This window comes from Bradyrhizobium sp. LeoA1Lang, assembly GCF_055413685.1.
The window spans coordinates 1-13,707 of record NZ_JBVAPG010000195.1; the positions used below are offsets into that span (position 1 = coordinate 1).

Sequence of the window (13,707 nt, forward strand, 5' to 3'; positions counted from 1 at the left end):
CGAACTCGGTCCAGTCGCTGCCGAACGGCCGCAGACTGTAGGTGATCCCGGCGTTGAACTGGGTGACGAAGTTCTCGTTCTGGAACGTCGCGCCGTAGGTGGCGACCACCGGATAATAGGTCACCGGGGAGGCGAAACTGTCGGTGCCCAGCCCCACGGTCTGGTCGAAGTGCTTGTAGTCCACCCCGACCGACAGCGTCTGGAAGAAGTTCTCGCGGCCCGGCAGCGTCATCACCGCACGGCCGCCGATGATCTCGCCGGGGCCGACGATGTTGGTGCCGCCGACGGTGGCGACGTTGCTGCTCGACTTCACGCCGTAGAGCAGAAAGCTCAGCCACTCGACATCGGGAATCCGCGCCAGATACGACCCCGAGAACACCTCGGCATCGCCCGGCCGCTGCGGCGCCACCTGATAGGTGAAGCTGGCGGAATGCCCGAGCTGCCACAGATTGTCGTAGTGCACGGTGGCGATGAGGCGGGCCGGCGTGGTGTTCGGCGAGTTGGCGTTGTTGACCTCGATGGTGCCGTGGATCGGCGCCTTGTCCTCGATATTGAGGTCGACATCCACCGTGCCCGGCGAGACGCCGGCGCGCAGCGCGGGCGTCACCCGCCGGTCGGGCCATTGGTTGAGCGCGACGATGTCCTTGGTGACATCGTTGAAATTCGGCAGCGTGCCCTCTTTCAGCGATTTCGCCCGGTCCTTGATCTGCTCGATGTCGAAATAGCGCGAATTCTTCACCCGCAGCCGGCCGACCTTCATCTCCGCCACCTTGAGAATGACGACCCCGCGCAGCGCATTCTGCGTCGGCACCGACACGCTCACGGTCTGAAAGCCCTTGTCGCGATAGGCCTTCTCGAGCGCGGCGCGCGCCTTCTCGACGTCGTCGGCGCTCTTGCCCGGACCGAGGAACGGATAGATCGCCTCCTCGACGTCGATCTGCGGCAGCTTGTCGGCGCCCTGCACCGCGAAATCGTCGATGTCAAAGCGTTGCGCCGGCGCCGCGCTCTGCGCCGCCGCCGCGGCCGGCGCGGGCGCAGTCGCACCGTCCGCATTCGCCGGCTGCGGCGCAGGGGATGCATTCGCCGGCTGCTGCGCCCTTTGCGGCGCGGCGCCCGCCTCACCCCACGTCAGCGCGCAAAGACCGCCGGCGATCACCGACACGATAGGCCTCAGGCCGAGCAACACCGTTCGGGCGGACGCAGGTCCGCCACGCTTGTAACCGATCTCAGATTGCACGGGTGCTCGCTCGTCTCCTGGGCACACACATGACGACACGGCGGAATGCCGCGTTCATGGTGCCTCACTTCAACAGACGATCGACCCGGAGCGAGACTGAATCAAAGTCTTAAGAAATTTTTGCGTGCGCCTTACGATTCGCGGACGGCGCGTGCGCCCTGCGGACCACCAACGAAGCGCGCGGCGCAAACCACGCAGCATCAGGCTTTTCCGACGACGTCCCCGGTCGTGATGCTATTTCAGATTCAGCAACAGGCGCAGGCGCAGGGGCTGCAGCATTTCCGGTGGCGGTGCCTCCCCGACATTGCCCCGCGTGAGGATCTTCCGCAGATCAGCTTCGGCTTGCGCATTGTTGAGCGGGGGGAAGCTCACCTTTTCGACCGTGCCGTCAGGGTTCAGCCAGGCGCGCACCTCGAGCATCTGCGGCGGCCCGTCCTCTTTTCCGCGGTGTTCGCGAAGATAGGCCCGGAAACGATTGCCGACCTCGTCATCCGCTCCCATCCAGTCTTCAAAACGATACCTGACCAGCTTCGCGAATTGAGTCCAATGCGGCGGCGCCTTGCTTGCCTCGCGAAATTCCTGCGACCGCGCTGGCGCGAAAACCAGCGCCGGCGAAAACGTCGCCACGATAGCTGTCGCCGCAATCCAACCGGCTATCCTGGACGCGGACCGATGTCGCGAATGTCGGCGCGACGGGAACGGATTCGATTGAGAACTCATCTGCCACATGCGTCTCGCCTCAATTCTGCAAACACGTGACCCGTGCCGAGATCGAAGCCGCCCGGCTGGATCGCGAGGTCGTGGCGACAATCTGGGACCGGTCATCTTCCGCGACACGAACCCCCTTGGAGGCGAGGAAACTCTTGGCGTCCCCTGCCCCCACCGCGACCACACGGCTCGATCCGGTCCTGCGGCTTATTATCCCTTGTACCAGGCCACGACTGTCCAGTACCGGCGCACCGCTGGCGCCGAAGGTGACATCCGTATCTATCTGCAGCACACCCGACTGGCTGCCTGGGCTTCCCGCGACGGTCGCGTTTGCAAACATACCGCGGTTGGTCGCCAGCTTATCGTAAGCAGAGGCAAACACCATATCGTTGGTGCTCACGCCGACCGAGCTCGGGAAAACCGCCGCCAGCCCCAGGGTCTTCGACACCTTGATCAGCGCGATATCCGCGCTGGGCGACAAGGCCACGAGCTGCGCCGCCAGGGCCCGGCCTTCCTTGAAGACGATAAGCCGCGAGCAATCTTCCGCCGCGTGACGGGCGGTCAACATATGGCCCTTGTCGTCGACAAAAAAGCCGGTGCCGGTCTTTTGGCGGTTAGGCACCGTAGGCTCCTGCGTGCGCGCCAGGGGCGAAACCTCAGACCGCTGCTGATGCGGCGCGAAATTCCCAAACGCCCAGCCGATGTCATGGGCCTCGGCGCGCCAAGCGGCCGTCGTCGTCAGCCCCAGCAGTCCGAAACCGACCGCAATGCCTTGGACGACGGTGGCCAACCTGCGACACCGGTGCACGCCATCCGCATGTCGCGGCTTGATCATTGAATCCTCATTGTCTGGCAGACCCGTCTTGTCGAACAATTTGTCGCGGGGGACATGGAGTCCATTCAAGACGCTAGCTCAGCAACACGATGCCTCCCGGCAGGGACCGCGCCGTGGCGCCGAACAGGCCGTGGGCCTGAGCGATGAAGTCGTCCAGGTGATCGAGATGGAATGTGCCCGAAATCATCCGGTGCCCAAGCTGCTCGTCCATAACGACAATCCTGCCCGGCCGGTAGCGATTGATCTCTTCGACCAGACGATTGACCGGCCAGTCGCGGACGATCAGAAGACCCTTTCGCCAGGCGTCCGCCTGCTCCAAATCCGCTTGCGAGGCGCGTCCGAGCCCCATCGCCGCCGAATAGGATATCTGCTGCTCGCCCGAAATGGCGACGCGTTGTCCTTTCCATTCGACTTCGACGGCGCCTTCAAGACACGACACCGAGACGGCACGATCGAGACATCTCACATTGAAACTGGCTCGGCGCGCCGTGACGCGGCCTCCGGCGGCATCAATGACAAGCGGCGCGGGCGCGTCGCGCTCGGCCTGGACGGCAGCCTCGCCCGAAATCAGTTCGATGCGCGGAGCCCCCTGCTCGGACCGCACGGCGATGCTCGTCTGCGTGTTGAGCGTCAGCGAGACGTTGTCGGCCAAGGCGATGTTGCGTCGTTCGCCCTTGCCTGTCCGATAGTCCGCCGACAGTTCTTCGAACGACGGCCATAGCCCCATCGGCGGACGCACGACCACATATCCGGCGGCCACCGATGCGGCAGCAGCCATCGCGCCCCCGATCAGCGCCCGGCGGCTGAGCCTGTCGCGCGCGAGAGGCGGCCTCCAGCGCTCGACATTCATAAGCTCTTGGCTGGCGAGCGCGCGCGTGGCCTCCCCGAAGCTGCGCCACAGCCTCACGGCATCGCGGAAGGCGGCCTCGTGTTCAGCGCTGCGCTGCCGCCAAAGTGCCAAAGCGGCAGCATCGTCCGACGTCGCCGAGCCCGAGTGCAGGCGAATAACCCACGCAAGCGCCTGCCGCAACAGCGGGTCCAGCTCGGAAGGAATATTGTCGCCTGCGGTCAAGGCCAATCGCTCTTTGTTGATTCTCCCGCCGAATGATTCCGGCGTACTCAAAAATACCGCGTCCTCATGCTCTATAGACGATTGACGCAAAGGAAGACTGAATCGAAAATCCGGGCTATCCGCACTTTCAAGCTCTTTATCGCTATAGAAAGTGCATCTTTCAAAATTTTTCTTGAAGATTCGCGGTCCGCGCAGCCATTCAACCGTGCGCGTTGGAAAAATGCCGCTAGAGCATGATCCGGAAAAGCGGAAACCGGTTTTCCCTCGCGACAAACGCGAAGCGTTTGCGCGGAGATCATGCTCAAACAAAGACGACGAGATCATGATCCGATTCCGTCCAATCGGATTATGATCTAAACAGCCTGACAAGCACGTCCCTTGTCAAGATGCAAGCTACTCGCTGGCTTTCGCCTTTGGACGCGGCCCGAGGCGCCGGAGAACGGTGCGGCCGAGCCGGCGGCTGAGATGCTCCATGGCATGCTGCAGGTCGAAATCGACCGTGCGCACATTGATGCCAAACCGAGTAGCGATCTCGCGGTGGGGGAGATGGTCAAGATGGGCTGCGACAAACACGTCGCGCCGCCGGGCGGGCAATTCCGCGAGGGCCTTCTGAAACTCCGTCAGCTCGATGCGCGATTCCGTCACCATCGCCGGGTCCGGACGGTCGTCGGGGATGATGTCCATGATCGCCGCGATTTCCGAGGCGTTCAACAAGTGCCGATCGCTCTTGCGCCGATCCTTGGCAACGTTCAGCGCGGTGCGAAAGAGATAGTCGACGGGGCTATGAATCGGCACCGCATCGGACACTCGATCGACCCGCAGAAACGCTTCATGCAGCGCCTCGCGCGCGAAATCCGAGGAGCCAAGGCAGCGCGTCAGACGCTTGGCCAAGCCCTCGTAATCAGCTGCGACTGTCTCTCGCAGAGATTTACTATTCGAATCAGACACCTACCAGCCCCGCAACGCCACGCCCTGCGTTTCATTTCGCAGACCGTGGTCAGTCCCACGATTTTCCCTATCGACCGAGGATGACACTCGCGTGACGGACATCAGTCACTTGCAAGCTGGTCGGCGATTGCGGCAATCGAACCACAGGTGCGGGAATATCGAGATACCGCAGCCGCTTTGCCGCAATCGTTGGCAACGGCTGCACGCCCCGAGAATCGTTTGATGGCCGCAGCATCGACTAAGATGTCGCCGGAGCTTGAGGCAACCCTTTATATTGGTCGCCTACAGCGCGTGGATCGAGATCATGAAGCGGATCGGGAGCGGCATGTTGGGCGGCGCCTGCTGGCTCAACACCAGGCCGCGCAAGCTCTCGGCGATCGAGCTATCCCGATCAAGGTCGCCTGTCGAACCGTCGAGCTCGGCCCTGTCTACGATTCGCGAGGACGGCGTCACCCATAGTTTGACCGCGACCCGATATTCGCCCCGCCTGGTCCGACCGCCCTTCTTGAGCGCCTTCTGAATGTCCGATTGCAGGAGGCTGATATACTCCCCCAGATTGCGATCGGAAGCGTCGGTCGTACCGCGAACACGCAACGTTCCAAGCGTTATGTCCGCGGAGACCGGAGGATGGATGGGCGGCTCGTCGGGATCCGGCACGGACGCCGGCGCGAGCGTCACGGCGTTGGATCGGCTATAGCGAACCCTCAGGTCAGTATCGGCCAAGAGCGTCAGCAGCGCGGCCTGCGGCGTGAACTCGCCGTTGACCGGCAGCGAACGGAAGCCGGCCGCCGAGGTCGTTTCGAACATCACCTGGACGCCAGCCTGCTGGCTGTACGCCTGCAGGGCGTCGATCAGCGGCTGCGCCGGGATGTTAAACGTCATGAGGCCGATCGGCGGCTTCCGCTCGTTTCCAGATGCGACGGTAACCCCTACCAAAATGACAAGTAGCGCCGCAACCTTGGCCAAGGTCCAGGCGCCGAAGCGGGGCAAGCTCATCCTCTGCCGGACTTGCGCACGGGACGAAGCGATTTGGCCAATACGTACCATCACTGACAACCGAGCCGTCTCGTCGGCTACTTCCTCGCGAGGGCCTTCGATTTCGCGCAAGCAGATCCCGGAGGTCGCGCCATTCCTCGGTCCTCACATGGTACCTTCCTATGTCAACCATATGACAGATTGCCTGACGGCGTCACCTGCCCGACCTTGGCACACCCGCCGATACCGCCGCAGCCGAACGAGCGCACGCCTCGAGACGATGACGCGGGAGGCAGCTCGGATAGGTTTCGCGAGCCGAGCCGAGGTCAGCGGCTAAGGTCACAGAGGATTTACCGTCAGTTTCGAACGCGTGCTTTTGAAAGCGCCGCCCACTTTCCCATTTGCACCTATGGGAGCTGCGAAGCGCTCCGACATATCGAACAGATCGAAAGTTGCCTTGCCAAGCAGGCGTTGGCGCCGAGACGCCGCGCACGTGCACACTATCGTGAGGATCGAAGTATGACGCAAATCGCGATGGCCTATAGCAGTTCCACAATCGAAACCGAAGCGGTGCCAGTGGTTGCGCCCCGCCGGCACGCCATTCATCAAATGCTGCTGCCGTTTTCGGTGGCCTATTTGATTGGCGCCTTCGTCACCGATCTCGCCTATTGGCGAACTGCGCTGGTGATGTGGGAGAGATTTTCGGTCTGGCTGATTGCGGCCGGCCTGGTGATCGCGGCGCTTGCGGCCATTGCTGCCGTGATCGATCTCCTGATCGACAGGCAGAGGCCGGCTTGGTTTCGCGCACTCGCCTATCTCGTCGCGATTGTGCTCTCGATCGTGAATGTCCTCGTTCACAGCCGCGATGGCTATACAGCGGTGGTGCCGACCGGCCTCGCGCTCTCGGGGCTCGTCACGATCCTTCTGCTGTCCCTGGCGGTGGGAGGCTGGGGCTTGACCTATAGCGATCGCGCAGGAGCAGCCGAATGACCAGCTTGCTCAATCTTTCCCGTGCGGCGAACCTGCCGCGCTTTGCCGCCGTGGCTGTGGCCGCCGCCGCTGCCTTGAGTCTCGCCGGCTGTGACGACAGCGGCGGGAATCCTGCAAGGCAGATCGGCGCCCATCCGTACTTGCCGGAGGTGCAGCAATATCTGCTGCCGCCGATCAGGATTGCGCGGCCAGCTCCGTGGGGCAGCGAAACGCCGAAGGTGGCGGAAGGATTGCAGATCCGTGCATTGGCCACGGGGTTCGAACATCCGCGATCGCTTTATGTGCTGCCGAACGGCGACGTGCTGGTGGTCGAAAGCAATGGCCCGAAGGCCCCTGTCTTCCGGCCCAAGGATCTCGTCACCGGCTGGGTGCAATGGTTCGCCGGCGCCAAGGCGCAGGATGCAAATCGCATCACGCTGTTGCGCGACACCAATGGCGACGGCATTCCCGATGTGCGCACGGTGTTCCTCGACCACCTTAACTCGCCATTCGGCGTTGCACTGGTCGGCCACGATCTCTACGTCGCAAACACGGATGCGATCGTCCGATATCCCTATGAGGATGGACAAACCAGCATCACCGCCCCGGGCACCAAGCTGACTGATCTTCCCGGCGGGCCGATCGATCATCACTGGACCAAGACCTTGTTGGCGAGCCCTGACGGCACAAAGCTCTATGTCGGTGTCGGCTCGAACAGCAACATCACCGAGAATGGCATCCAGGCCGAGTATGAGAGAGCCGCGATCTGGGAGATCGACCGCGGGACCGGCGCCCATCGCATCTTCGCCAGCGGCGTGCGCAATCCCACCGGGCTGCAGTGGGAGCCCGAGACCGGCAAGCTCTGGGCGATTGCCAACGAACGTGATGAGATCGGCCCCGACCTCGTGCCGGACTATTTGACCTCGGTGCAGGATGGCGGCTTCTATGGCTGGCCTTACAGCTATTATGGCCAGCATCTCGATCCGCGCGTCGAGCCACAACGCCCCGATCTCGTGGCCAAGGCGATCGTGCCGGACTATGCCCTGAGTTCTCATGTGGCTCCGCTTGGCCTCGCCATGTACACAGGCAATAACCTTCCAGCGCAGTACCATGGAGGCGCATTCGTCGCCGAGCATGGAAGCTGGGACCGAACCCCGCTCAACGGCTACAAGGTGGTGTTCGTGCCGTTTAGCAGCGGCAAGCCATCCGGTCCTGCGCAGGATGTCGTCACTGGATTCCTCAATGCGGACGACCGTGCGCACGGCAGGCCGGTCGGCCTGGCGATCGATCGGGCGGGTGCACTGCTGATCGCCGACGATGTTGGAAACACGGTGTGGCGGGTGTCCGCCACGAGCCCAGCGGCCCAAACCAAGTCAGACACATAAGCCGTCTGAAGCGTTTTCGAGCGAAGTGGATACCGGTTCGCGTGAAGAAAACGCGTCAAAACAAGAATCTAGAGCTTCGGTTCTGATTGGATCAGAACCAAAGCTCTAGAGGAGCCCAAGGAGCGTGGCAGAGCCGGGCGTCGTTTGTATCGCGACGCCCGGCTCCGTCGTCGCCGGGATAGCGCGCGGCCCGCAGGCAATCGCAAGATCGAGATCGCACGTATTTTGCGAATTCGCACGACCGCCTCACCTCCTCAACCCGACGCACACTTCACAAATAACTGCGGCGTGAGCCCGCTGTCTGCGAGCACAGCAAGCTCACCGATTTGTAAGCAGCGTCCTCTCAATCGGACGTGAACTGATTAAACCCCTGTTTAATGGCCCTGCCGACCACGCCTGGCCTACGTTCAGTTAGCAGCTAACGCGAAACGTGAGCGTGATCGCCATGAACAGCTCAGTTCAAATTGTCAGCCCCGATCGCTTCGACCTCGGCACGACACAAACTCCAGGCTCCGAACGTCGTGCCGCGATCGATCCCGCGCTCGGTATCCCTTCGGCCATCTGGGGCGGGCTTTTCGAGGTCAAGCCGGGATCACGCACCGGTATCCACCATCATGGGGAGCAGGAAACGATCGCATTCGTCCTTTCCGGCGCCTGCGAGATCCGCTGGGGTGCCAAAGGAGAATTCGTTGCCTACGCAAAGGCTGGCGATTTCATCCACGTTCCGGCCTTCCTGCCGCACATGGAAAGCAATCTCTCGAACGAGCAACCGTTCCGCTGGGTCGTCGTTCGCAGCACGCCGACGCCAATCATCGTCAATCTTCCCGATGCGGTCTGGCCGGACAGAGACGCCGTGCGCCCAACCGAGGTGATCTGAAATGTGCGTTTCAGCAAAAACCGTCGCTCTCGAAAGACCGATGCAGCGCCTGCCCCTAATGATTGTACTGCCTCGACATAGCTCAGGCCCCGACCAGCTCTCGACGCAAAGCGTCGGGCGCAAATAACTGACGGAACCTTTACAATGGAACAATACTGTCTATTGGACGCGGAACAGGAACAGCAATTTGCACGCCGTTGGCATGAACTCGGCGATCAGGCCGCGCTGCATGCGCTCGTCAAAAGCCACCTCAGGCTTGCGGCCAAGGTAGCGCGGCATTATCGCGGATATGGTCTCCCGCTTCCCGATATCATCGCCGAAGCCAATGTCGGCCTGGTCGTTGCCGCCCAACGATTCGAGCCGAACCGTGGCTCGCGTTTTTCGACTTACGCATTATGGTGGATCAAGGCGAGCATTCACGAATACATCCTGCGCTCCTGGTCGCTCGTCAAGATCGGAACGACCGCGGCTCAGAAGAAGCTGTTCTTCCGCCTCAGGAGCGAAATCAGGAAAGTCTCGAACAACCCGACCTCGCTCACGCCGGAAATTGCCAATACGGTCGCCCAGCACCTGGGCGTCACCGTTGCCGACGTGATCGAGATGGACGGCCGGCTGCGCGGCGACTTCTCCCTGAACAAGCCGATGGACGACGATGGACAAACGGCGGAATGGGAGACGATGCTGGTGGATGATTCCCCGGACGCCGAAGTGATACTGGCGGAACGGGATGAGACGACCCAGCAGACGAGCGCACTGTCGGCCGCGCTCAAGGTGCTGACACCGCGGGAGCGGCAGGTGTTCGAAGCACGGCGCCTCGCCGAGAACCCGCCCACGCTCGCAGAGCTCGCCAACCGGCTGGACATTTCGCCGGAGCGCGTGCGGCAGATCGAGAACCACGCCTTTGAAAAAGTGAAGCGTGCAGCCGTCGGCTATCTGAGGACCGATCGATTGACCTCCGATGGCGCGACGAGCGTGCCGCCGCCCACTCAAGGCGACCGCCTGCAAAGGAACGAGCAGGGTCATGAAGGGATGCGCGCGGAATACGAAATGCAGATCTAGAGCGTTTTCGAGCGAAGTGGATACCGGTTCGCGCGAAGAAAACGCGCCAAAACAAGAATCTAGAGCTTCGGTTCTGATTCAATCAGAACCGAAAATGCTCTAGTGAGGTATTGAAGATCTCACCTCATCGTCTCTGAAGAAACGGAGGCTCTGACATGCTCGCAGTGATGAAGCGCTTCTCGATCGGTGCCGGTTTGATCCTGTCACTCAACGCGCCCTTTTTCGCTCCGGCATTTGCCGCCCCGGCTTCACAGGGCATCGCGACCGCCGGACCCGCTACGCCCCAATTTCGCCCCGGCGATCTTGTCCGCCTGCGCTCAGGTGGGTCATTGATGACGGTGGACACGGTCAAGGACGATCAGGTCGACTGCTTCTGGACCGACGGCAGCGGCCAAACCAACAACGCGACCTTCCCCGTCCAGGTCCTCCGAAAGTTCTGACCGCAGACCTCTGACCATTGCGCTATTCCGCGGGACACGTCGCCGCCTGAGCCTGTGGCCGATCGAGCCGCAGGCTCCACAGCGCCAGGGCAAGACCGGCCGAGGTGATCGCCGCCGCAACCAGGGGCAGCGCGGTGAGACCGAACCCATGGTCGATGGTGACGCCGCCGGCCCAGGCGCCGAATGCATTGCCGAGATTGAACGCGGCGATGTTGAGGCTCGAGGCGAGCGTCCGTCCGGCCTCGCCGGCGGTCTCGAGCACCCGGAACTGCAGCGGCGCTACGGTCGCGAACGCCGCGATACCGAGTAGTCCGACCAGCACGATGGTCAGCACCTTCAGCGGAAGCACAGCGGTCATTGCGACCAAGACGACCGCGAGCGCTGCCAGCGTTCCGATCAGAGCGCGCGGCAGGCCTCGATCGGCCAGCCGTCCGCCGGCGACGTTGCCGATAGACAGCCCGAGCCCGAATACCAGGAGGATCGGCGATACGGCAGCATCGGAAAATCCGGTAACGCGTGTGAGGATCGGCTGGATATAGGTGAAGACCGTGAACACCCCGGCAAAGCCGAGCACCGTCATGGCGAGGCAAAGCTGGACCTGCGGACGAAGCAGCACCGCCAGTTCGTCGCGTATCGTCACCGCATTGCCGTCCTCGCCTACGTGGCTCGGCACGAACAGCGCCACGATGGCAAAGGCCCCGACGCCGATCACGGTAACCGCCCAGAACGCCGCGCGCCATCCGAGCGATAGCCCGATCCAGGCGCCGAACGGCACGCCAAGTATGGTTGCCACCGTGAGGCCGACGAACATCGTCGCGATCGCGGAAGCGCGCTTGTCCTCGGCGACGAGGCTTGTCGCGACCACCGAGCCGACGCCGAAGAACGTGCCGTGTGCCAGCGAGGTCAGCACCCGCGCGGCCATCAGAAACCCGTAGCTCGGCGCCAGCGCGCAGGCGGCATTGCCGAGCGTGAAAATGGCCATCAGCGCCAGCAGCACGACCTTGCGCGGCATCCGCCGCGTCGCCAGCGTCAGGATCGGCGCGCCGACGAACACGCCCAGCGCGTAACCCGAAATGAGCAGGCCTGCGGCCGATACCGACACCTGCATGTCGGCAGCGACCTGCAGCAGAAGACCCATGATGACGAATTCGGTGGTACCGATGCCAAAGGCACCGGCGGTGAGCGCAAGGACAGCGATGGGCAAGGATGTGGCTCCGGACTGGAAGGGACGCAAGCGCGGAAATAGCGTCGGGGCCTTACGAGAATTAGAGGGCGACAAGTCCAATCATTTGTGACACCAATTCAACATGGTCCGATCAGACACCAACCGTTCCGGCGAAATGGAAGTGTTCGTCCGCGTCGTCGATCGCGCCGGCTTTACCGCCGCGGCGCGGAGCTTGCGGCTCACGCCGTCTGGCGTCAGCAAGCTGGTGTCGCGGATGGAGGCCCGCCTCGGCGCCAGACTCATCAATCGCTCCACGCGCAAGCTGCAGCTCACGCCGGAAGGCGAAGCCTTCTATCAACGTGCGGTCCGCATCCTCGCCGAGATCCAGGAAGCCGAACACGAGGCCGCTGCCGGCGCGATGCCGCGAGGCCATCTCAGCGTCAACAGCAGTATCCCGTTCGGCACGTTGCATGTCCTTCCGCTGGTGCCGCGCTTCCTCGCCGAGCATCCCGGGATCACGCTCGATATCGTCCTCAACGACACGGTGATCGACCTCATGCAGGAGCGCGCGGACGTCGCAATCCGCGTCGGGCCGTTGCAAGTGTCGCGGCTGATCGCACGCAAGCTTGCGACCAGCCGCATGGTCGTCGTGGCCTCGCCTGATTACCTCGCCAAGCATGGCATGCCGAAGACGCCGGCTGAACTCGCCAGCCACCGCGGCATCGGCTGGACCTTTCCACGCACGATCCGCGGCTGGCCGTTCCGCAAGGGCGAGCGGATCGAAGAGGTCCTGCCGCCGCCGGTTGTCCGCGCAAGCGACGGCGAAGTCGGGCGCCGGCTCGCGCTGGGCGGTGCCGGGCTGGCGCGGCTTGCGCTATTCCAGATCGGCCCGGACATCGAGGCCGGACGATTGGTGCCGGTGCTTCAAAATCTGAATCCCGGCGACCGCGAAGATATTCACGCGGTCTATGTCGGCCACGCCGGCCCTCTTCCCGCCCGCGTTCGCGCCTTCATCGATTTCCTGTCGCGCCACATCCGCCTCGATGACCCCGCACTCAAGCGCACCGCCGACGGCAAGTGGAAGCTGGTGAGAAAATCGTAGGACGGATTTGCGTCCCACGCCCCCTCCGCAGCCGTCATTGCGAGCGAACGGGTCGCGCGAACGCGCGCCCCGTTGGCTCGCAATGACGATGTGGATACTTTGGGTGCGACAAGACGACCCGACGGGCAAATCAGCAAAAGTCTGTCCATCCCTCGCGCGAAAAATATTCCGCTTTCGCCGTCGGGCAAATCAGTGATTTAACTCCGCGCGTCTCGCCCAAGAGAGGGGCGGCTCGCGATCGTCACGAACGTTGCGGTGAGATGCGGTGGACGTGATGGGTGTGACTGACGAGCACACGCATCACGGACGGCGAAGTCGTGTGGTCCTGGCGCCCCGACGCTGGCGCTAAGTTTTGTTCGTTGAACAGAGCGATGGTGGCAAAAAAGCCCGGTCACCAGGGAGAGTGCGAAGGAAGCCGTAAAACCATCGCGCAGGGAAAGCCGGAATGCTTCGGTTGAACCTGTGGTCCTACCCCCGTGCTTCTTGTTGCACGGGACCCACGGGTGCAACCAGCACCCGGCTTTCCCTGCGCCCTCTGATATCGAAGAGGGTGGAAAGTGACGCAAACCTCGGGCAGCGAATGCCGCGAGAACGCGAACTCACATCCCCTGACCATACTCCATTGTCATGCCCCGCGCAGGCGGGGCATCCAGTACTCCGCGGCGTCTGAGCGTAAGCACGGCCGCCTCTGGAATACTGGATCGTCCGCCTTCGCGGACGATGACAGCGAAGAAGCTGTTTGACAATTGAATCAGAACTCTCCTCCCGTCGTCCCGGGCTTGCGCGCCGCGGCGAAGCCCCTTGGCGTAGCCGGGACCCGGGACCCATATGTGGACGGCCCCCGTGGCACAAGAGCTTTTGAGGTGATCGGATCGCTTGCATCCATATGTCCGGCCTGTTTGATGCGATCGGATGATCGCTGGCCAAGATGGGAT

13 protein-coding genes are annotated in these 13,707 nt (G+C 62.6%); 6 read left to right on the top strand and 7 right to left on the bottom strand.

Annotated features, from left to right (window positions below):
• The 6 genes from ACZYOF_RS37645 to ACZYOF_RS37670 form a co-directional block, all read right to left on the bottom strand.
• On the bottom strand, positions 1 to 1,237 hold a 1,237-nt coding region (locus ACZYOF_RS37645; protein ID WP_463718928.1), incomplete at its 3' end, for a ShlB/FhaC/HecB family hemolysin secretion/activation protein.
• 234 nt (positions 1,238 to 1,471) lie between these two features.
• Positions 1,472 to 1,864 (bottom strand): hypothetical protein, encoded by a 393-nt coding sequence (locus ACZYOF_RS37650; RefSeq protein WP_245476682.1) that lies wholly within the window; start codon positions 1,862 to 1,864, stop codon positions 1,472 to 1,474.
• Between the two features lie 112 nt (positions 1,865 to 1,976).
• Positions 1,977 to 2,780 (bottom strand): S1 family peptidase, encoded by an 804-nt coding sequence (locus tag ACZYOF_RS37655; RefSeq protein ID WP_463718929.1) that lies wholly within the window; start codon positions 2,778 to 2,780, stop codon positions 1,977 to 1,979.
• Between the two features lie 73 nt (positions 2,781 to 2,853).
• A complete protein-coding gene (locus ACZYOF_RS37660) occupies positions 2,854 to 4,176 on the bottom strand; it encodes a FecR family protein (protein WP_463718930.1) in 1,323 nt (440 codons plus the stop codon).
• Positions 4,177 to 4,245: 69 nt separating this feature from the next.
• A complete protein-coding gene (locus ACZYOF_RS37665; RefSeq protein WP_130582537.1) occupies positions 4,246 to 4,800 on the bottom strand; it encodes an RNA polymerase sigma factor in 555 nt (184 codons plus the stop codon).
• 282 nt (positions 4,801 to 5,082) lie between these two features.
• Positions 5,083 to 5,682, bottom strand: coding sequence for a hypothetical protein (locus ACZYOF_RS37670; RefSeq protein ID WP_282530349.1), 600 nt, complete (start codon positions 5,680 to 5,682; stop codon positions 5,083 to 5,085).
• A gap of 612 nt (positions 5,683 to 6,294) precedes the next feature.
• On the opposite strand from ACZYOF_RS37670, the gene ACZYOF_RS37675 reads away from it, so the two are divergent.
• From ACZYOF_RS37675 to ACZYOF_RS37695, 5 genes are all read left to right on the top strand, one after another.
• The gene (locus ACZYOF_RS37675; RefSeq protein ID WP_463718931.1) at positions 6,295 to 6,765 is read left to right on the top strand and encodes a DUF2231 domain-containing protein; all 471 of its coding nucleotides are present in this window, start codon (positions 6,295 to 6,297) and stop codon (positions 6,763 to 6,765) included.
• Complete coding sequence (locus ACZYOF_RS37680) at positions 6,762 to 8,129, top strand: PQQ-dependent sugar dehydrogenase (RefSeq protein WP_130582535.1); 1,368 nt, start codon at positions 6,762 to 6,764, stop codon at positions 8,127 to 8,129. The genes ACZYOF_RS37675 and ACZYOF_RS37680 overlap by 4 nt, the downstream gene beginning before the upstream one ends.
• Before the next feature lie 445 nt (positions 8,130 to 8,574).
• Entirely contained in the window at positions 8,575 to 9,006 is a 432-nt protein-coding gene (locus ACZYOF_RS37685) for a cupin domain-containing protein (RefSeq protein WP_463718934.1), read from the top strand.
• A gap of 144 nt (positions 9,007 to 9,150) precedes the next feature.
• Positions 9,151 to 10,065: an RNA polymerase factor sigma-32 gene (locus ACZYOF_RS37690; protein ID WP_463718932.1), complete on the top strand. Its 915-nt coding sequence runs from the start codon at positions 9,151 to 9,153 to the stop codon at positions 10,063 to 10,065.
• Positions 10,066 to 10,220: 155 nt separating this feature from the next.
• The gene (locus ACZYOF_RS37695; RefSeq protein WP_130582532.1) at positions 10,221 to 10,505 is read left to right on the top strand and encodes a DUF2158 domain-containing protein; all 285 of its coding nucleotides are present in this window, start codon (positions 10,221 to 10,223) and stop codon (positions 10,503 to 10,505) included.
• A 22-nt stretch (positions 10,506 to 10,527) separates the two neighbouring features.
• On the opposite strand, the gene ACZYOF_RS37700 is transcribed toward ACZYOF_RS37695, so the two are convergent.
• On the bottom strand, positions 10,528 to 11,709 hold the full coding sequence (locus tag ACZYOF_RS37700; RefSeq protein WP_463718933.1) for an MFS transporter: 1,182 nt from the start codon (positions 11,707 to 11,709) through the stop codon (positions 10,528 to 10,530).
• A gap of 103 nt (positions 11,710 to 11,812) precedes the next feature.
• Between ACZYOF_RS37700 and ACZYOF_RS37705 the strand changes: the two genes are divergently transcribed.
• A complete protein-coding gene (locus tag ACZYOF_RS37705; RefSeq protein WP_130582530.1) occupies positions 11,813 to 12,772 on the top strand; it encodes a LysR family transcriptional regulator in 960 nt (319 codons plus the stop codon).
• Positions 12,773 to 13,707 lie beyond the last annotated feature (935 nt).